Origin of the sequence: Pseudomonas orientalis (assembly GCF_022807995.1) — a bacterium.
Lineage (GTDB): Bacteria > Pseudomonadota > Gammaproteobacteria > Pseudomonadales > Pseudomonadaceae > Aquipseudomonas > Aquipseudomonas orientalis_B.
On sequence record NZ_CP094351.1, the window covers coordinates 136,579 to 158,211 of the forward strand.

At 59.7% G+C, this 21,633-nt stretch carries 6 protein-coding genes; 5 read left to right on the forward strand and 1 reads right to left on the reverse strand.

Annotation, left to right across the window (positions count from 1 at the left end; genetic code table 11):
* Positions 1 to 139: 139 nt before the first annotated feature.
* Positions 140 to 14,326, reverse strand: coding sequence for a retention module-containing protein (locus MRY17_RS00635; protein WP_243353108.1), 14,187 nt, complete (start codon positions 14,324 to 14,326; stop codon positions 140 to 142).
* Positions 14,327 to 14,664: 338 nt separating this feature from the next.
* On the opposite strand from MRY17_RS00635, the gene MRY17_RS00640 reads away from it, so the two are divergent.
* The 5 genes from MRY17_RS00640 (at position 14,665) to MRY17_RS00660 (ending at position 21,621) form a co-directional block, all read left to right on the forward strand.
* Positions 14,665 to 16,023 carry a TolC family outer membrane protein gene (locus MRY17_RS00640; protein WP_181284785.1) on the forward strand — a complete coding sequence of 453 codons (1,359 nt, stop codon included), beginning with the start codon at positions 14,665 to 14,667 and terminating at the stop codon, positions 16,021 to 16,023.
* Between the two features lie 41 nt (positions 16,024 to 16,064).
* Positions 16,065 to 18,221: a type I secretion system permease/ATPase gene (locus tag MRY17_RS00645; RefSeq protein ID WP_191952580.1), complete on the forward strand. Its 2,157-nt coding sequence runs from the start codon at positions 16,065 to 16,067 to the stop codon at positions 18,219 to 18,221.
* Entirely contained in the window at positions 18,211 to 19,575 is a 1,365-nt protein-coding gene (locus MRY17_RS00650) for an HlyD family type I secretion periplasmic adaptor subunit (RefSeq protein WP_065949910.1), read from the forward strand. Before MRY17_RS00645 ends, MRY17_RS00650 begins: the two co-directional genes overlap by 11 nt.
* Positions 19,576 to 19,773: 198 nt before the next feature.
* Complete coding sequence (locus MRY17_RS00655; protein WP_243353109.1) at positions 19,774 to 20,640, forward strand: TauD/TfdA dioxygenase family protein; 867 nt, start codon at positions 19,774 to 19,776, stop codon at positions 20,638 to 20,640.
* Positions 20,641 to 20,700: 60 nt separating this feature from the next.
* The gene (locus tag MRY17_RS00660) at positions 20,701 to 21,621 is read left to right on the forward strand and encodes a LysR family transcriptional regulator (protein WP_181284782.1); all 921 of its coding nucleotides are present in this window, start codon (positions 20,701 to 20,703) and stop codon (positions 21,619 to 21,621) included.
* Positions 21,622 to 21,633 lie beyond the last annotated feature (12 nt).

Consider the following 21,633-nt stretch of genomic DNA (forward strand, 5'->3'; position numbering starts at 1 on the left):
TAAAATGAGCCACACACTTTCAGGCCCATGGCTGGCCGGGTGTTGATAAGCGCGAGTATGCGATGCAACCGGCCGCCAGGGCCAGCAACGTATCACCCAGATAAATCGGCCGCCTCGAGGGCGGCCGATACACTCAAGCTTAGGCGGTATGATCGACCTTGATGGTCGGGTCGGCACCGCTGATCAGAGAGTTGATGCTGGTATGGGACCAATCGTTGCCTTCCAGCTTGATGGTCACATCCGCATTGGCCACGCCGCCAGCGGTGTTGAGCTTGCCTTCACTGCTCACTTGCAGGGTCGACACGCCTTCTACCGTGGTGATCTTGAGGTAGTTGTCGATGGTGCTGTCCGTCTCGCCTTTGAGCAAGTCGCGCAGGTCAATCCGATCACCTTCCGAGGCCTTGAAGTCCTTGATCACATCGTTGCCGATGTCACCGGCCTTCCACACGAAGGTATCGGCACCCAAACCGCCGATCAGGATGTCGTTGCCCTGGCCGCCGATCAACGTGTCGTTACCGGTGCCGCCCAAGAGGATGTCATTGCCCTTGCCGCCGTCCAGCACGTCGTTGCCGCCCTGGCCGAACAGAATGTCATCGCCGCCGCCGCCCAGCAGCGTGTCATTGCCGTCCTTGGCGCCGGATACGTCGAAGTCCGCGTAATGCTCGGTGACGTACTGGTGCACGTTCGAGGTGGTGACCGACGCGACGGCCATACCGGTTTTCTGTGCCACAAAGGCCTGCAGGGCGTTGTAACCCTCACCGGTCACCCCGCTGAAGCTCACCAGGTCGCCAAACAGAATGTCATTGCCATCGCCACCGCTGACGGTGTCCGCGCCTGGCAGCGTTGCCTCGGTGTGGCCGAGGATGGCATTGGCCAGGTCCTTCGGATCGATGTTGCTCTGTGGCTTGCCATCGCTGTCGTACGGCTTCAAATCAGTGAGGCTGACATCGCCGTTGATGCCGATAGCCTCCACGTGCGACAGCCCGCCCAGGAGCGCAAAGGCGCTCTTGGAATTGGCCACTGTTGCCGTGTCGGTGCCGTTGCCGCGACCGTCAAGATTGGACAATTCATAGGTGCCGTCACCCTGGGCGCGAACCGTGCCCAGGTTGTTCGCCGTCCACCAGAAGCCGTTCCAGGTCTGCAGTTGAGCGGCACCCGAGGTGTCGATGCTGAAGTAGTGGGTGTTATCCAGATACTTGCCGACCGAAGTCCCGGGCGTGTAGTTGACGGTCGTCACCACATCATCGAACTTGACGTTGCCGTAGAGCGTCAGGTTGGTCTGCTCGCCGCTCTGGTAGAACGTCGGCTGGCCGTCGGTGATGAAGTACGTCAGGTTGGTCGCACCGGTATTTTTGGTCGCCAGGTCGCTCTGGAAGAAGTTGGCGGTGGTCTTGAACACGTCTTCATAGTTGGTGCCGCCTTCCGACACCATCGAATCCAGCACTGCCTTGAGCTGCGTCAGCGCGTTGGGGGTGTTGAGGTTGATCGCAATCGACTTGTTCACCTGGCTATCGAAGTCGGCCAGGAAGATATTCACCGTGCCCGACGTGTTGGCGCCCAGGCTGTTCTTGAGCGAGTTGAACACAGTGGTCAACGACGCCTTCGCCGCATCGATCGACGCCGAGCTCATGCTGCCGGAGCTGTCGACCATAAAGGCAATGTTGTAGTTCTTGCCCTGCACCACGTTCAGGCCACCGATATCGGCCACAACAATGTCGTTGCCATCGGTGCCGATGATCGAGTCGCTGCCCGACGTGCCGGTGACCGAACTGTAGATTGCGGGGTAGACGGTTACCGGTAATTGCGCGGTGGTGCTCGCCGACCCACCGATGCTCTCGGTAGACGTCGAGGTGACCGTAAGGTTGAACTGGCCGCTGTAATAGGTCGGCGGCTTGATGGTCAAGGTGCCCAAGTCCCAACCGTTGACGTTGACTTCGCCCACGGCCTTGGTCGCGGTGAAGGTATGGCCCGACGCATCGGTCAGCACCGAGCCTGCCGGGATACCACCGATCTTCACGCTCAGGGTTTCCGAACCGTCGGTATCGGTCAGCGCGGTGGTGACCTTGGACAGTTTGACGCTGCCGTTTTCCAGGCCTTCGTTGAGCTTGTAGCCCAGGTAATAACCATCACCATTGCTGCCATGCAGATCGGATACGGTGACGCCGGCGTTGGTCAGGTCAGTGATGCCGGTGTAAAGCGGCACGGTGCTGGTGCTCAGGTTCTGCACCGCCCCGCCGTTGATCGACAGGTTGACGTCAAAGCTGCCAGGCCCCGCTTGGTTGGCCTGGTAGATCTCAAGGCTGTAATAGCCGCTGACCATTGGCGTGAACGAGCCGCTGAATTTGCCGCTGTTGGTGCCCCACAGCCCGCTGGCAATGTCTTTGCCGCCGACGTTGACCACCACGCTGTCATCGGCGATGCCGCTGAAGGTGTAGCTCTTGCCGGCTTCCATGTAGATCAGGCCGGAGATCTTGGAACCAGAGCCGGCGTTGACGTTGTCGACGGACTCGACGTTGGTCACCACAGAAGTGTTGTTCGGTGTGCCTGCATTGTCGATGGCTTTTTTCAGTACGTCGGGCGCAGCGCCGTTGCCGCTGTTGCCGAGGTTGGCAATGCTGTTCCAGCCCTGTTTCACCAGGCCGGTCGAGGTGACGTTGTTATCTGCCACGTTCAATGTCGGTGCATCGGCCACCGGGGTGATATCGACTTTCACCGTGGCGCTGCTGCCCAGGTCCTTGCCGTCGGTGGGCTGGAATTTGAACTGTGCGTAATCAGCCTGCTTGTTACCGATACCGGTGCCGCCATAACCGTCTGCGCCGGACTCGTTGGCCTTGGGCATAAAGCGCAACTGCCCGCCATCGATCTGGGCTTTGGTAAAGGTCTGGCCGCTGGTCACGTTGGTCCAGGTGGTGCCGTCGGCCGCCAGGTATTGCAGCTTGCCGGCCACCGGCAGGTCGGTGATTTTCACGCCGAGGCTGGCTTGTGACGAGTCCACGTCGGTCACGCCGAAGTTGGCCCAGGTCAGCGCGAGCGCAGTGTCTTCAGTACCGGTTACGGCCCCGCCCGTTGCTACAGGTGCATCGTTGACGGCCACCACGTTGACGGTGGTGGTGGCGACGTTGGAGTAGTTGCCGCCGTCGGTCACCGTCACGGTAATGGTGCGCGGCGTGGTGCTTGGGTCGTGGCTGCTGTTGGTGAACGTGATGTTCTGGATACGCTGCATGTAGTCAGCCAGCGTCGCGCTGCCCGACAACGTCAGGGTGATGACGCCCGTCTGGTTATTGGTGCTGACGCTGATGCCATTGACGTTGTTGCCCAGGTTCAAGGCATCACCGGCTTGCGCGTTGGTCAGGGTGACCGTTGCACCGGTCAGCAGTGTGCTGTCCGGGTCGGTGATCCTGATATCGGTGTCGGCAATCGACACACCCGGTCCGGCGGTGCCTTCGGTGAAGGTGGTCTTGTAATCGTTGCCGCTGGCGCCGCTGGAATTGTTGGCGTCCAGGTCGATGACCGGTGGCGCATCGTTGTCGAGGATGTCGGTACTGACGGTGCCCTTGTCGATCACCAGGTTCTCGAAATTGCCGCCGGTGGTCTTGTCGATGGTGATGATGATTTTTTCCGTCGGCTCGGTGATTCTGTCGTCCAGCGTGCGGATATCAAACGGCACGCTGCTGGCGCCGGCCGGAATCTTCACGGTGTACACACCATTGAAATCCGAGCCGTCGGTGGCCGTGCCGCTGTACTTGAGCGTGACGGTCACATCGGTTTGCGCCGGGTTGCTCAAGTTCAGCGTGTAATGCGCGGTGCCGCCTTCAGTCACCGATGCGTCGCCGCTGAGGCTGAGGGTGGTGTTGGTGACCACATCCGTGACTTTGGTGACCACGGTGCTGCCATCCACCATCAAGTGCTCGTACTTGTCGCCGCCGCTGACGACGCCGCTGATTTTGGCCGTGACGTCACTGGCGCCGACATAGGCATCGTTAGGCGCGGTGGCCGTGGTGAAATTGCTCGACTTGCCGTTGCCGATGGTAATGGTCGAGCCATTATCCAGCTTCACCACCAGGTCGGAACCGAGGTTGGTGACTGCCGCGCCGTTCTTGTCGACCAGCGACGCGGTGTAGACAATCTGCCCGCCCTCGCTGACCGAGCCGGTGGCCTTGAGCATCACGGTCACATCGTCGATGGTGTCGTTGATCGTGGTGGTCGCGCCGCCCGGGGTGACGGTCACACCCTCGAAATTACCGCCGGTGGTGCCGGTGATCTTGACGGTCTGAGTGCTCTTGTCGATGAACACGTCATCGCTTGGTGCCGCAACCGTCACCGTGCCCACGGTCGCACCCTGCTTGATGGTGATGCTGGAACCGTTGTCCAACTGCACCACCATGTCGCTGCCGGCCTTGTTGCTCAGGGTCGCGGTGTAGGTGATCTGGCCACCTTCGTTGACGGCGCTTGGCGCGGTCAGCGTGACGCTGGTCAGGTCGGTGCTGCCAGGGGTGTCGGTCACGATGGTATTGACCGTTGTGGTGCCTGGCACCAGGTTTTCGAAGTGCTCGCCACCGGTCACGGTTTTGATGGCGGTCGTGACGGTTTGATCGCCTTTATAAACGTCGTTTGGTGCCACGGTGGTGACCGTGCCGCTGGATTGGTTCACGCCGATGGTGATGGTTTTGCCGTTATCCAGGGTGACCGTCAGCGGATTGGTGATGTTGGTCACCGGCACGCCGTTCTTATCCACAAGGCTGGCGGTGTAGACGATGTTGCCGCCTTCGCCGACGGTGGTGGTGGCGGTCAGGACTACGTCGACTTTATCGATGGTGTCGTTGATCGTGGTGCTCGCACCGTTGCCTGCAACTTCCAGCTTCTCGAAGTTGCCGCCCGTTGCGTCGGTAATTTTGATCGTCTGAGTGCTCTTGTCGATGAACACGTCATCGCTTGGAGCAGGGACGGTGACGGTGCCGACAGTGTCGCCGGCCTTGATGGTGATCGACGAGCCGTTGTCCAGTTTCAGCGTGACGTCGCTGCCCGCTTTGTTAGAGAGCGTAGCGGTGTAAGTGATCTGGCCACCTTCGTTGACGGCAGTTGGCGCGGTCAGCGTGACGGTAGTGGTATCAGCAGTGCCTGGGGTATCGGTAACAGTGGTGTTAACCGCTGTGGTACCTGGCACCAGGTTTTCGAAATGCTCGCCACCGGTCACGGTTTTGATGGCGGTCGTGACGGTTTGATCGCCTTTGTAGACGTCATTCGGTGCCACGGCGGTGACCGTGCCGCTGGATTGGTTCACGCCGATGGTGATGGTTTTGCCGTTATCCAGGGTGACCGTCAGCGGGTTAGTGATGTTGGTCACCGGCGCGCCGTTTTTATCCACAAGGCTGGCTGTGTAGACGATGTTGCCGCCTTCGCCGACGGTGGAGGTAGCGGTCAGAACTACATCGACCTTGTCGATGGTGTCATTGATCGTGGTGGTTGCGCCGTTGCCGGCAACTTCCAGTTTCTCAAAGTTGCCGCCCGTTGCGTCGGTAATCTTGACCGTCTGAGTGCTCTTATCGATGAACACGTCATCGCTTGGCGCTGGGACGGTCACTGTGCCAACGGTATCGCCGGCTTTGATGGTGATTGATGAGCCGTTATCAAGTTTCAGAGTGACGTCAGTACCGGCCTTGTTGCTCAAGGTCGCGGTGTAAGTGATCTGCCCACCTTCGTTAACAGCATTTGGTGCGGTCAGCGTGACAGTCGTAGTGTTGTCAGTACCTGGTGTATCAGTCACGGTTGTAGTGACTTTGTCGGTACCTGGAACGAGGTTTTCGAAGTGCTCGCCGCCAGTAACGCCTTTGATCGCGGTCGTAACGGTTTGATCGCCTTTGTAGACATCATCCGGTGCAACAACCGAAACGCTGGCGCTCGATTGGTTTACACCGATAGTGATGCTTTGGCCGTTATCGAGTGTGACGGTCAGCGGATTGGTGATGTTGGTTACCGGCGCACCGTTTTTATCCACAAGGCTGGCGGTGTAGACGATGTTGCCGCCTTCGCCGACGGTGGTGGTGGCGGTCAGGACTACGTCGACTTTATCGATGGTGTCGTTGATCGTTGTCGTTGCGCCGTTGCCTGCAACTTCCAGTTTTTCGAAGTTGCCGCCAGTGGTTTCGGTGATCTGAACGGTCTTAGTGCTCTTGTCGATAAACACGTCATCGCTCGGCGCAGGCACGGTCACAGTGCCGACGGTATCGCCGGCTTTGATGGTGATTGATGAGCCGTTATCAAGTTTCAGAGTGACGTCAGTACCGGCCTTGTTGCTCAAGGTCGCGGTGTACGTGATTTGCCCACCTTCGTTAACAGCATTTGGTGCGGTCAGCGTGACAGTCGTAGTGTTGTCAGTACCTGGTGTATCAGTCACGGTTGTAGTGACTTTGTCGGTACCTGGAACGAGGTTTTCGAAGTGCTCGCCGCCAGTAACGCCTTTGATCGCGGTCGTAACGGTTTGATCGCCTTTGTAGACATCATCCGGTGCAACAACCGAAACGCTGGCGCTCGATTGGTTTACACCGATAGTGATGCTTTGGCCGTTATCGAGTGTGACGGTCAGCGGATTGGTGATGTTGGTTACCGGCGCACCGTTTTTATCCACAAGGCTGGCGGTGTAGACGATGTCGCCGCCTTCGCCGACGGTGGAGGTAGCGGTCAGAACTACATCGACCTTGTCGATGGTGTCATTGATCGTGGTGGTTGCGCCGTTGCCCGCAACTTCCAATTTCTCAAAATTGCCGCCCGTTGCGTCGGTAATCTTGACCGTCTGAGTGCTCTTGTCGATGAATACATCGTCGCTCGGCGCAGGGACGGTCACTGTGCCGACGGTGTCGCCGGCTTTGATCGTGATGCTCGAGCCGTTATCCAACTTAAGCGTGACGTCGCTGCCTGCTTTGTTGGAGAGCGTAGCGGTGTACGTGATCTGGCCACCTTCGTTCGCCTGGGCCGGAGCCGTCAGAGTGACAGTAGTGGTGTTATCAGTGCCCGGTGTATCAGTAACGGTGGTATTGACGGGCGTAGTGCCTGGCACCAGATTTTCGAAGTGCTCGCCACCAGTGACAGTCTTGATAGCAGTGGTGACGGTCTGATCACCTTTGTAGACGTCATCCGGTGCAATAACCGAAACGCTGGCGCTCGATTGGTTAACACCGATAGTGATGCTTTGGCCGTTATCGAGTGTGACGGTCAGCGGGTTGGTGGTGTTGGTCACCGGCGCGCCGTTCTTATCCACAAGGCTTGCGGTGTAAACGATGTTGCCACCTTCGCCGACGGTGGTGGTGGCGGTCAGGACCACATCGACCTTGTCGATCGTGTCGTTGATCGTTGTCGTTGCGCCATTGCCTGCAACTTCCAATTTTTCGAAGTTGCCGCCAGTGGTTTCAGTAATCTGAACGGTCTTAGTGCTCTTGTCGATAAACACGTCATCGCTTGGAGCAGGCACGGTCACAGTGCCGACGGTATCGCCGGCCTTGATGGTGATGTTCGAACCGTTATCGAGTTTCAGCGTGACGTCAGTACCGGCCTTATTACTTAAGGTCGCGGTGTACGTGATCTGACCACCTTCGTTCGCCTGGGCCGGAGCTGTCAGGGTAACGGTGGTGGTGTTGTCGGTGCCCGGCGTATCAGTAACGGTGGTGTTAACCGGCGTGGTGCCAGGCACGAGGTTCTCAAAGTGCTCGCCGCCAGTGACAGTCTTGATAGCAGTGGTGACGGTTTGATCGCCTTTGTACACATCATCCGGCGCAACAACCGAAACGCTGGCGCTCGATTGATTTACACCGATGGTGATGCTCTGGCCGTTATCCAAGGTGACGGTCAACGGATTGGTGATGTTGGTCACCGGCGCGCCGTTTTTATCCACAAGGCTGGCGGTGTAAACGATGTTGCCGCCTTCGCCGACGGTGGTGGTTGCGGTCAGTACAACGTCGACCTTGTCGATGGTGTCGTTGATCGCGGTAGTTGCGCCGTTGCCGGCAACTTCCAATTTCTCAAAATTGCCGCCCGTTGCGTCGGTAATCTTGACCGTCTGAGTGCTCTTATCGATAAACACGTCATCGCTTGGAGCAGGCACGGTCACGGTGCCGATAGTTTCACCGGCTTTGATGGTGATGTTCGAACCGTTATCCAGTTTCAGCGTGACGTCAGTACCGGCCTTGTTGCTCAAGGTCGCGGTGTAGGTGATCTGGCCACCTTCGTTAACGGCACTTGGTGCGGTCAGCGTGACGGTAGTGGTGTTGTCGGTGCCCGGCGTATCAGTAACGGTGGTGTTAACCGGCGTGGTGCCAGGCACGAGGTTCTCAAAGTGCTCGCCGCCAGTGACAGTCTTGATAGCAGTGGTGACGGTTTGATCGCCTTTGTACACATCATCCGGCGCAACAACCGAAACACTGGCGCTCGATTGGTTTACACCGATAGTGATGCTCTGTCCGTTATCCAGCGTCACGGTCAGCGGGTTGGTGATGTTAGTCACCGGCGCACCGTTCTTATCCACAAGGCTGGCGGTGTAGACGATGTTGCCGCTTTCACCGACGGTAGTGGTGGCGGTCAGGACCACATCGACCTTGTCGATGGTGTCGTTGATCGTGGTGGTCGCACCGTTGCCCGCAACTTCCAACTTCTCAAAGTTGCCGCCCGTTGCGTCGGTAATCTTGACCGTCTGAGTGCTCTTGTCGATGAATACGTCATCGCTTGGCGCAGGGATGGTCACAGTGCCGACGGTATCGCCGGCCTTGATGGTGATCGACGAGCCATTATCAAGTTTCAGCGTGACGTCGCTGCCCGCTTTGTTAGAGAGCGTAGCGGTGTAAGTGATCTGACCACCTTCGTTGACGGCAGTTGGCGCGGTCAGCGTGACGGTAGTGGTATCAGCAGTGCCTGGGGTATCGGTAACAGTGGTGTTGACCGCTGTGGTACCTGGCACCAGGTTTTCGAAATGCTCGCCACCGGTCACGGTTTTGATGGCGGTCGTGACGGTTCGATCGCCTTTGTACACATCATCCGGCGCAACAACCGAAACGCTGGCGCTCGATTGGTTTACACCGATAGTGATGCTCTGTCCGTTATCCAGCGTCACGGTCAGCGGGTTGGTGATGTTAGTCACCGGCACGCCGTTCTTATCCACAAGGCTGGCGGTGTAAACGATGTTGCCGCCTTCACCAACAGTAGTGGTGGCGCTCAGAACCACGTCGACTTTATCGATGGTGTCGTTGATCGTTGTCGTTGCGCCGTTGCCTGCAACTTCCAGTTTTTCGAAGTTGCCGCCAGTGGTTTCGGTGATCTGAACGGTCTTAGTGCTTTTGTCGATAAACACGTCATCGCTTGGAGCAGGCACGGTGACGGAACCGACGGTATCGCCGGCTTTGATCGTGATGCTCGAGCCATTATCCAACTTCAGATTGACGTCACTGCCCGCTTTATTGGAAAGCGTCGCGGTGTACGTGATCTGACCACCTTCGTTTGCCTGGGCCGGAGCCGTCAGGGTGACGGTAGTGGTGTTATCAGTGCCTGGGGTATCAGTAACGGTGGTGTTGACGGGCGTAGTGCCTGGCACCAGATTTTCGAAGTGCTCGCCACCAGTGACAGTCTTGATAGCAGTGGTGACGGTCTGATCGCCTTTGTACACGTCATCCGGTGCAATAACCGAAACGCTGGCGCTCGATTGGTTAACACCGATGGTGATGCTCTGTCCGTTATCCAGCGTCACGGTCAGCGGGTTGGTGATGTTAGTCACCGGCGCGCCGTTCTTATCCACAAGGCTGGCGGTGTAAACGATGTTGCCGCCTTCACCAACAGTAGTGGTGGCGGTCAGGACCACGTCGACCTTGTCGATGGTGTCGTTGATCGCAGTGGTTGCGCCGTTGCCAGCAACTTCCAACTTCTCAAAGTTGCCGCCCGTTGCGTCGGTAATCTTGACCGTCTGCGTGCTCTTGTCGATGAACACGTCATCGCTTGGCGCAGGGACGGTGACGGTGCCGACGGTATCGCCAGCCTTGATGATAATCGACGAACCGTTATCCAACTTCAGCGTGACGTCGCTGCCCGCTTTATTGGAAAGCGTGGCCGTGTAGGTGATCTGGCCACCCTCGTTGACTGCGCTTGGCGCGGTCAGCGTAACAGTGGTGGTGTTGTCGGTGCCCGGAGTATCAGTAACGGTGGTGTTAACTGGCGTAGTGCCTGGCACCAGATTTTCGAAGTGCTCGCCGCCAGTGACAGTCTTGATAGCAGTGGTGACGGTTTGATCGCCTTTGTACACATCATCCGGCGCAACAACCGAAACGCTGGCGCTCGATTGATTTACACCGATGGTGATGCTCTGGCCGTTATCCAAGGTGACGGTCAACGGATTGGTGATGTTGGTCACCGGCACGCCGTTCTTATCCACAAGGCTGGCGGTGTAGACGATATTGCCGCCTTCACCGACGGTAGTGGTGGCGGTCAGAACTACATCGACCTTGTCGATGGTGTCGTTGATCGCAGTGGTTGCGCCGTTGCCAGCAACTTCCAACTTCTCAAAGTTGCCACCCGTTGCGTCGGTAATCTTGACCGTCTGAGTGCTCTTATCGATGAACACGTCATCGCTTGGCGCAGGGACGGTGACGGTGCCGACGGTATCGCCAGCCTTGATGATAATCGACGAACCGTTATCCAACTTCAGCGTGACGTCGCTGCCCGCTTTATTGGAAAGCGTAGCGGTGTACGTGATCTGGCCACCTTCGTTCGCCTGGGCCGGAGCCGTCAGGGTGACAGTAGTGGTGTTATCAGTGCCTGGTGTATCAGTAACGGTGGTATTAACGGGCGTAGTGCCTGGCACCAGATTTTCGAAGTGCTCGCCACCAGTGACAGTCTTGATAGCAGTGGTGACGGTCTGATCACCTTTGTAGACGTCATCCGGTGCAATAACCGAAACGCTGGCGCTCGATTGGTTTACACCAATAGTGATGCTTTGGCCGTTATCCAGGGTGACGGTCAGCGGGTTGGTGGTGTTGGTCACCGGCGCGCCGTTTTTATCCACAAGGCTGGCGGTGTAAACGATGTTGCCGCCTTCGCCGACGGTGGTGGTGGCGTTCAGGACTACGTCGACTTTATCGATGGTGTCGTTGATCGTGGTAGTCGCACCGCTGCCAGCAACTTCCAGCTTCTCGAAGTTGCCGCCAGTGGTTTCAGTGATCTGGACGGTCTGAGTGCTCTTGTCGATAAACACGTCATCGCTTGGTGCTGGCACGGTCACGGTGCCGACGGTATCGCCGGCTTTGATCGTGATGCTTGAGCCGTTATCCAGCTTCAGCGTGACGTCAGTACCGGCCTTATTACTTAAGGTCGCGGTGTAGGTGATCTGACCACCCTCGTTCGCTGCAGCCGGCGCGGTCAGCGTAACGGTTGTGGTATCGACGGAATCGGTAATGGTGGTGAGTGCCGGAGTCGTGCTCGGCACCAGGCTTTCAAAATTGCCACCGGTTGCGCCGGTGATAGTGGTGCTGACGGTCGAACCGTTGACGTAGACGTCATTGGCCGGCGTATCGACTACCACCGTACCTGTCGATTCCCCCGCCTTGATGGTAATCACCGAGCCATTGCTCAAGGTGACGCTCACCGGCGTCTGCGCCGGGTTGGTCAGGGTCGCGGTGTAAGTGATCTGACCGCCTTCGGTGACGGTCGTGTCGGCAGTCAGCGTAACGGCGGTGGCATCGACCGAATCAGTGATTGTAGTAACCGCAGGCGTCGTGTTCGGCACCAGGTTTTCGAAGTTGCCGCCGGTTGCACCGGTAATGGTGGTGCTGACGGTCGAACCGTTGACGTAGACGTCGTTGGCCGGCGTATCGACAACAACAGTACCTGTGGACTCACCCGCCTTGATGGTAATCACCGAGCCATTGCTCAAGGTGACGCTCACCGGCGTCTGCGCCGGGTTGGTCAGGGTCGCGGTGTAAGTGATCTGACCGCCTTCGGTCACGGTCGAACCGGCCGTCAGCGTGACAGTGGTGGTATCGACCACATCAGTAATGGTGGTGACCGCAGGCGTGGTGCTCGGCACCAGGCTTTCGAAATTGCCGCCGGTTGCGCCAGTAATGGTGGTGCTGATGGTGCTGCCATTAACGTAGACGTCGTTCGGCGGCGTATCGACGATCACGCTGCCAACCGACTCACCCGCCTTGATGGTAATCACCGAACCATTGCTCAAGGTGACGCTCACCGGGGTTTGTGCCGGGTTGGTCAGGGTGGCGGTGTAGGTGATCTGACCGCCTTCGGTCACGGTCGAACCGGCCGTCAGCGTGACAGTGGTGGTATCGACCACATCAGTAATGGTGGTGACCGCAGGCGTGGTGCTCGACACCACGCTTTCGAAATTGCCACCGGTTGCACCGGTAATGGTGGTGCTGACGGTCGAGCCATTAACGTAGACATCATTGGCCGGAGTATCGACAACAACAGTACCTGTGGACTCACCCGCCTTGATGGTAATCATCGAGCCATTGCTCAAGGTGACGCTCACCGGGGTTTGTGCCGGGTTGGTCAGGGTGGCGGTGTAAGTGATCTGACCGCCTTCGGTCACGGTCGTGTCGGCAGTCAGCGTAACGGCGGTGGCATCGACCGAATCAGTGATCGTAGTAACCGCAGGCGTCGTGCTCGGCACCAGGTTTTCAAAGTTGCCGCCGGTCGCGCCGGTAATGGTGGTGCTGATGGTCGAACCATTAACGTAGACGTCGTTGGCCGGGGTATCGACTACCACCGTACCCGTCGACTCACCCGCCTTGATGGTAATCACCGAACCATTGCTCAAGGTGACGTTCACCGGCGTCTGCGCCGGGTTGGTCAGGGTCGCGGTGTAGGTGATCTGACCGCCTTCGGTCACGGTCGTGTCGGCAGTCAGCGTAACGGCGGTGGCATCGACCGAATCAGTGATTGTAGTAACCGCAGGCGTCGTGCTCGGCACCAGGTTTTCAAAGTTACCGCCGGTTGCGCCGGTAATGGTGGTGCTGATGGTCGAACCATTAACGTAGACGTCGTTGGCCGGGGTATCGACTACCACCGTACCCGTCGACTCACCCGCCTTGATGGTAATCACCGAACCATTGCTCAAGGTGACGTTCACCGGCGTCTGCGCCGGGTTGGTCAGGGTGGCGGTGTAAGTGATCTGACCGCCTTCGGTCACAGTCGAACCGGCCGTCAGGGTGACAGTGGTGGCATCGACCGAATCAGTAATAGTGGTAACCGCAGGCGTCGTGCTCGGCACCAGGTTTTCGAAGTTGCCACCGGTTGCGCCGGTAATGGTGGTGCTGACGGTCGAGCCATTAACGTAGACATCATTGGCCGGGGTATCGACAACAACAGTACCTGTCGACTCACCCGCCTTGATGGTAATCACCGAACCATTGCTCAAGGTGACGCTCACCGGCGTCTGCGCCGGGTTGGTCAGGGTCGCGGTGTAAGTGATCTGGCCACCTTCAGTCACGCTCGAACCAGCCGTCAAGGTCACGGTGGTGGTGTCGAGGGTGTCGGTAATCTGCGTCACGGCCGGGTTAGGGTCGAGGGTCAGTACCAGGTTGTTGCCGCCGGTGGTGCCGGTGACGTTGACACTGATCTGGCTCGCGTCGAGGTACGGGCTGTCGTTAGGCGCCAGGGGCACGTTGACGGTGCCGGTCAACTGGCCGGACGGGATGGTGATCACCGCGCCGTTGGACAGGGTGATGGCCAGGTCGCTGGTGCCGGCCTGGGTCACGGTGGCGGTGTAGGTCAGCACGCCTCCGGCTTCGGTGATGCTAGGCGTGGCGCTCAGGCTCAAGGTCGCAGGCTGCAGCGCCAGGTTGCCGTTGCCGGTAGAAGCCTGGGCACCCGTAAAGGTGTTCAGGGTTGATGTGCCCTGGCCGATAGGGGCGGTGGGAAAGCCGATAGTCGGATCGACACGCCCGGCGGTCGCGTCCAGCACCACAAAACTGTGGCCGCCGCCCGCCGCGCCATTACCGGCAGCGGTGGCGCCGGCGGCAGTGGCTTCCAGTTCGGTGGTCGGGTCGGCGCCGGCGGCGATGGCTTGCTGCAGTTCGGCAACCGACGGCGCGGCCTGCTCGGTAGCGGCGGCCAGGTCGGCGGTGGCGTCCGGCATGTCGGCGCTCCACTGGGTGTCGCGGCCCAGGTCCAACGTGCGCCCATCCGCGAGTTCCAGGCTCACTGCGCCCGACAGGCCTGTATCAATCTGGTCGCCCGCGAACAGGCGATCACCCTCAACCAGCACACGGCGCGTGCCTTCCGGAGAAATAACGAACACTTGACCAACAATGCTTTTGACGATGGCAACAACATTGCTCATTAAATATTTCTCCGGCGATCCGTTTCTGATGATTCCGTGTGGCCGCTCAAGGGGGAGGGCCAAACTGGAGGGGGCGTAGTCTGAATAGTTACTGACGTCAAATTATTGGCTAGATTATTTGGCTATCTAGTTTATGCCAAACTATTGACCTTATGGCCGCCATCCTAAACAATCGCCCCTGTAATGTCACATTGATATTTATGCGGCGAACCGTCCTACATGTGTGAAGCAGTTCCGCTTTTTGAACTTTCCGACGTACGGTCATTACGGTAGCCATTATCCGACGCGGCGGCGCCAATCGCTGTGATTTGAGACAAGAAAGTCCTGGGGAATTTTTAATGCGTCTGCACCTGTTCAAGGCAATACCGTTCGCTCTCGCCGCCAGCTTTGTACAAGCCCAGACGCTGCCCCAAGCCATGCAGCAGGCACTGGATGTGCACCCTGAAATTCAGGCCGGTGTAAACAGCCGCATCGCCGCCGATTACCAATTGCGCGCCGCGCAGGGTGGTTATCTTCCGCGTGTCGATTTGAACGCCGGCTATGGCCGTGCAGGCACCGACAACGCGTCCACCCGCGCCGCCAATGGCACGGGCGGCAACCACTGGGAAACCCTCAATCGCGGTGAATCCAGCCTGCGCCTGCAGCAGATGATCTTTGATGGGTTCGCCACTTCCAGCGAAGTCGGGCGTCAACAAGCCAACGTCAACTCCCGTGCCTATTCGCTGCTCGGTACGTCCGAGCGCACCGCGCTGACCGTTGCCCAGGTCTACCTGGAAGTGCTGACCCGCCGCGAGTTCGTGCGCCTGGCCGAAGACAACCTGCGCAACCACGAACGCATTTATGATCAGATCAAGTTGCGCACCCAGCGCGGCGTCGGTAACGGTGCCGACCAGGACCAGGCCGAAGCGCGCCTGGCCCAGGCCCGCAACAACCTGATCACCGAGCAGACCAACCTGGCGGATGCGCAAACCAACTACCTCAGCGCCGTTGGCCAGATGCCCGACCAGCTCGAGCGTCCGGCGCCGTTCATGGCCATGCTCCCCGCCGATCTGAATGAAGCAAGGCGCCAGATGCTCGACAACAGCCCGGTGCTGCGCTCGGCCGAGTCGGACATCTCAGCCGCCGAGCAGCAATACGCGGCTGCCAAGTCCAGCTTCTATCCACGCTTTGACGCTGAGCTGGGCACCAATGCCGACAACAACGTCTCCGGTGACGCCAACCACAGCAACGGCTGGGAAGCCATGGTGCGCATGCGCTTCAACCTGTTTGCCGGTGGCAGCAACAAGGCCGATCTGCAGTCGAAGTCCTACCAGGCCAACCAGGCCCTGGACATCCGCAACAACGCCCTGCGCCAGCTCAATGAAGAACTGGGCCTGGCCTGGAACGCCTTGAACAACGCCAACGCGCAACTGCCGGTGGCCCAGCAGTACGTGGACCACAGCACCCGCGTGCGCACCTCCTACCAGCAACAGTTCAGCCTGGGCCAACGTACCTTGCTGGACTTGCTCGACAGCGAGAACGAATTGTTCACCGCTTCGCGTCGCCTGGAAGAGATCAAGAACATTCAGTTATTTACTCAGTACCGAATCAAGGCGACCATGGGCGAATTGCTCAAAAGCCAAGGCGTCGTCGCTCCCATGGCCTCCATCGTGCAAAACGATGTGAAGCCCAAAGTCCAACTGCCTGGGATGAACTGAGTCACCCCATCGCCCCATCTGTTAGTTGAGAGTGCCCCCGCGTGGAATCCGAAGTCAGTCGAGTTCATCTCAGTCATGATCCACGCACGCTGCACGACGATCCGTTACTCGACGGGTTGTTGGCACTCTGCGCCCTGCATCAGAAACCGGCCAGCGCGGCCATGCTCACCACCGGCCTGCCGCTGCCTTCGCAGCGTCTGAGTGCCGAGTTGCTGGCGCGCGCCGCCGCGCGCGCCGGGCTGCAAGGCCGGCTGCTGCAACGCAGGCTCGAACAGATCCCGGCCATCGCCTTACCGGCGCTGCTGCTGCTCAAGGACGGACGCAGTACCGTGCTGGTCGGCTGGGAAGGTGACGATCAGGCGCGGGTGCTGCTCAGTGAAAGCGATGGCGGCGAAGTGCTGATCAAGCGCGAGCTGCTGGCCGACGACTACACCGGCAAAGTCTTCTTTGCCCAGCCGCAGCACAAATTCGACGTTAACCATGGCACGCTGATTCCCCGGGCGCGATCCTGGTTTCGTGACACGCTCAAGCGTTCGCGCTGGCTGTATACCGATGCCATCGCCGCCAGCTTCCTGATCAACATCATCGCCATGGCCGCGCCGCTGTTCGTGATGAACGTGTATGACCGCGTGGTGCCGAACCAGGCCACCTCTACGCTGTGGGTGCTGGCCGTGGGCATCTGCGGTGCGTACCTGTTCGACCTGGTGCTCAAGAGCCTGCGCAGTCTGTGCCTGGACCTGGCCGGTAAAAAAACCGACCTGATCATCTCCGCCACCTTGTTCGAGCGCATCGTCGGCATGTCGATGAAGTACCGCCCGGCGCGGGTCGGCAGCTTTGCGCAAAACATTCATGAGTTCCAGAGCCTGCGCGACTTCCTCGCGTCGCTGACCCTCACCAGCCTGATCGACCTGCCGTTCACGCTGCTCATCTTCCTGGTGATCGCCCTGCTCGGTGGCCATTTGGTGTGGATTCCGGTACTGGCATTCCCGATTGCCCTGGGTATCGGCTACGCCCTGCAAAAACCCTTGGTCGCGACCATGGAACGCACCATGGCCCTGGCCGCAGAGCGCCAGTCGAGCCTGATCGAAACCCTCGCCGGGCTGGATGCGGTCAAGGTCAACAACGCCGAGAGCGAACGCCAGTACGGCTGGGAACAGACCATCGGCACCTTGAGCCGGCTCGAACTGCGGGTGAAGTTGCTGTCGGGCCTGTCGATGAACATGACCCTGCTGATCCAGCAACTGGCCGGCGTGATCATGATCGTGTTCGGCGTGTACCAGATCATCGATGGCAACCTCAGCATGGGCGGCCTGATTGCCTGCTACATGCTCAGCGGCCGCGCCTTGAGCCCGCTCGCCTCGCTGTCGGGCCTGCTTACGCGCTACCAGCAGGCCAAGGTCACCATGACCTCGGTGGACCAGATGATGGAGCTGCCCCAGGAGCGCAATTTCGAAGAGCGCCCCATGAGCCGTCGCACCCTCCAAGGCGCCATCGAGTGCCGGAACCTGAATTTCACCTACCCGAACCAACAGAATCCGGCGCTGAAAAACATCAACCTGGTGATCAAGCCAGGGGAAAAGATCGGCATCATCGGTCGCAGCGGCTCGGGTAAAAGCTCCCTGGCCAAACTGATCGTCGGCCTGTATCAACCTGACTCCGGCGCGTTGCTGGTAGACGGTGTGGACGTACGCCAGATTGACGTCAGTGAACTGCGCCACAACATCGGCTACGTCGCCCAGGATATCCAACTGCTGGCCGGCACCCTGCGCGACAACCTGGTCAGCGGTGCGCGCTACGTCGAAGACGAAATGGTGCTGCAAGCCGCCGAACTGGCCGGTGTGCACGAATTTGCCCGCCTGCACCCGCAGGGCTACGAGTTGCAGGTTGGCGAGCGCGGGCAGAACCTGTCCGGCGGTCAGCGCCAGAACGTCGCCCTGGCCCGTGCATTGCTGCTCAACCCGCCCATCCTGCTGCTGGACGAACCCACCAGCGCCATGGACAACACTGGTGAAGAACGCTTGAAACAACGCCTGCACGCCGTGGTGCAAAACAAGACCGTAGTCCTGGTGACGCACCGTGCCTCGCTGCTGTCCCTGGTGGACCGCCTGTTGGTGGTCGACCGTGGGCAGATCCTCGCGGACGGCCCGAAAGCCGTGGTCATGGAAGCGTTGAAGAAGGGGCAGATCAGTGTCGCTTAATGCCATCAAGAGCGCGGTCGGGCGCTACTTCAAAGGTTCCGACTCGCTGCAGGGCCAGCCGCTGCCCGAGGTCAACAAAGCGCTGATCGAAGATGCGCCGCGCGTCATCCGCCTGACCATCTGGGCGATCATCGCGTTCTTTGTGTTCCTGGTGGTGTGGGCGGGCTTCTCCGAAATCGACGAAGTGACCCGTGGCGACGGCAAGGCGATTCCGTCGTCCAAGCTGCAGAAAATCCAGAACCTGGAAGGCGGTATCGTCGCCGAGCTGTACGTCAAGGAAGGCCAGATCGTCGAGGCCGGCGCGCCGTTGATTCGCCTGGACGACACGCGGTTCGTGTCCAACGCCGGGGAAACCGAAGCGCTGCGCCTGGCCATGCAACTGCGCGTTGAGCGCCTGAGTGCGCAGGTGGACGACCGCCCGCTGAATATTCCCGACGATGTACTCAAGGCCGCACCCAGCCAGGCCGCCAACGAGCGCTCACTGTATGAGAGCCGCCGCCAGCAGTTGAAAGACGAAGTCGGCGGTTTGCAGGAGCAGCTGGTGCAGCGCCAACAGGAGTTGCGTGAGTTCACCTCCAAGCAGAGCCAGTACCGCAGCCAGTTGTCCCTGCAACGTCAGGAAATCAACATGTCCGAGCCGCTGGTGGCCCAGGGCGCGGTATCGCCGGTGGAAGTGCTGCGCCTCAAGCGCGCCGAAATGGAAACCCGCGGCCAGCTGGACGCCACCACCCTGGCGATCCCGCGCGCCGAATCGGCGATCAAGGAAGTGCAGCGCAAGATCGACGAGACCCGTGGCAAATTCCGCAGCGAAGCCCTGACCCAGCTCAACGAGGCGCGCACCGAACTGAACAAGGCCGAATCCACTGGCCGCGCCCTGGAAGACCGCGTCAGCCGTACCCTGGTCACCTCGCCGGTGCGCGGCATCGTCAAGCAGTTGCTGGTCAACACCGTCGGCGGCGTGATCCAGCCGGGCAGCGACATGGTGGAAATCGTGCCGCTGGACGACACCCTGCTGGTGGAAGCCAAGATCCGTCCGCAAGACATCGCCTTCCTGCACCCTGGGCAAGAAGCGGTGGTCAAATTCACCGCCTATGACTACACCATCTACGGTGGCCTGAAGGCCAAGCTCGAACGCATCGGCGCCGACACCATCACCGATGAAGACAAGAAAACCACCTACTACATGATCACCCTGCGCACCGACCGCAGCCACCTGGGCACCGATGAGAAGCCGCTGCTGATCATCCCCGGCATGGTCGCTTCGGTGGACATCATCACCGGCAAGAAAAGCATCCTCAGCTACCTGCTCAAGCCGATCATCAAGGCGCGGGCGGAGGCGTTGCACGAGCGTTGATCTCTATCGCCTGCTCCGGCCCTATCGGGGGCAAGCCCCCTCCCACATTTGAATGTGTTCACAATCAAGTGTGGGAGGGGGCTTGCCCCCGATAGGGCCATCAGCATCACCCCATGCATATGGATATGCCCTAACAGTATTTAAACTTCCTCTCTCAGGCCTATAAATTCACTCCCCTGTCCGCCGGAAGTGAACCCAATGCCCGCCACCCTTCAAACCTTCGACATCCGCCCCTTCCCCGGCAGTGTCGGTGCCGAAATCGTCGGCCTGGATCTGTCCCAACCCGTCAACGAACAAGACTTCGTCCGCATTCACCGCGCGCACCTGGACCATCACGTCATCGTGTTCCGCGACCAGCACATCACCCCTAAACAACAAATCGCCTTCAGCCGCCGCTTCGGCGTGCTGCAAATTCATGTACTCAAGCAGTTCCTGCTGGCCAACCACCCGGAAATCCTGATCGTCTCCAACATCATCGAAAACGGCCAATCCATCGGCCTGGGCGATGCGGGCAAGTTCTGGCACTCGGACCTGTCGTACAAGGAACTGCCCAGCCTGGGCTCGATGCTGCATGCCCAGGAACTGCCGTCCGAAGGCGGCGACACCCTGTTTGCCGACATGCACAAAGCCTGGGAGCAACTGCCCGAGCACCTGCGCAACGCCGTCGAAGGGCGCTGCGCCGCGCATTCCTACACCGCGCGTTACAGCGAAACCAAATTCGAAGGCAACTGGCGGCCGACCCTGACCCCGGAGCAGCTTGCCCAGGTGACCGAAGTGGTACACCCCATCGTGCGCACCCATCCTGAAAACGGCCGCAAGGCGCTGTTCGTCAGCGAAGGCTTCACCACCCGCATCGTCGGCCTGCCGGATGACGAAAGCCGCGACCTGCTGGCCCAGCTCTATGCCCACAGCGTCCGGCCGGAAAATATCTACCGCCATCAGTGGCAGCCCCACGACCTGCTGTTCTGGGACAACCGCTCACTGATCCACCTGGCCGCCGGTTGCCCGAGCCACCTGCGGCGTAAGTTATTCCGCACCACCATCCAGGGCGACGCGCCGTTCTGAACCGATAAAGCCTGCTAGGATTGCGTCCAGTTCACTCCCGATCAATCAAGAGTGCTTGGCATGCAACTACCGGACATGAACCTGCTCGTCGCCCTCGACGCCTTGCTCGATGAGGGCAGTGTGGTGGGCGCGGCGCGGCGGATGAACCTGAGCCCGGCGGCCATGAGCCGCACCCTCACGCGTATCCGCGAAGCAGTGGGCGATCCGATCCTGGTACGCGCCGGTCGCGGCCTGGTACCGACGCCCAAGGCGCTGGAACTGCAAGGCCAGGTGCGCAATGTGGTGGAGCAGGCGGCGTTGCTGTTTCGCTCCGCCGATCAAGTGGACCTGAGCACCCTGCGCCGCCGCTTCAGCGTGCGCGCCAATGACTTTTTCATCGGCGTGTATGGCGGTCGCTTGTTCGACACCCTGCAGCGCGCGGCGCCGTTCTGCGAACTGCGCTTCGTGCCCGAAGGCGACACCGACGACGAAGCCCTGCGCGAGGGGCGATTAGACTTGCGGGTGAGCAACACCATGCCCGCCAGCCCGGAAGCGAAGGTGCAGAATCTGTTCTCGACCACCTTTGTCGGGCTGGCGCGGCAAGACCACCCGCTGTTCGACGAAGATATCACCGCCGCACGCTTTGCCAGCTATTCCCACATCAGCATCTCGCGGCGCGGCATCGCCCGTGGGCCCATCGATACTGCGTTGAATGCCCAGGGCCTGGAGCGCCGCGTGGCAATGATCGCCCCGGGCTTTCACGGTGCGATGTTCATGCTGCCCGACTCCGACCTGCTTTTACCGGTGCCCAAGGAAGCCCTCCTGAGTGCTCGGCGCCTGAAACTGCCGCTGCGCTCGTTCGCCTTGCCGATTTCGCTGCCGACCCTGGTATTGGCGCAATCCTGGCACCCGCGCTTCGACAAGGACCCGGCGCACAAATGGCTGCGCGAAACCATGCGCGAGAGCTGCCACGCCACCTGGCTGGAAGCCCAACCGGGCTGAAATCTCAAGCCA

Bases quoted from the DNA above. Each gene is read 5' to 3' on its own strand.
- MRY17_RS00635 (WP_243353108.1), bottom strand. From the start codon at position 14,326: ATGAGCAATGTTGTTGCCATCGTCAAAAGCATTGTTGGTCAAGTGTTC.
- MRY17_RS00655 (WP_243353109.1), top strand. From the start codon at position 19,774: ATGCCCGCCACCCTTCAAACCTTCGACATCCGCCCCTTCCCCGGCAGT.
- MRY17_RS00660 (WP_181284782.1), top strand. From the start codon at position 20,701: ATGCAACTACCGGACATGAACCTGCTCGTCGCCCTCGACGCCTTGCTC.
- MRY17_RS00640 (WP_181284785.1), top strand. From the start codon at position 14,665: ATGCGTCTGCACCTGTTCAAGGCAATACCGTTCGCTCTCGCCGCCAGC.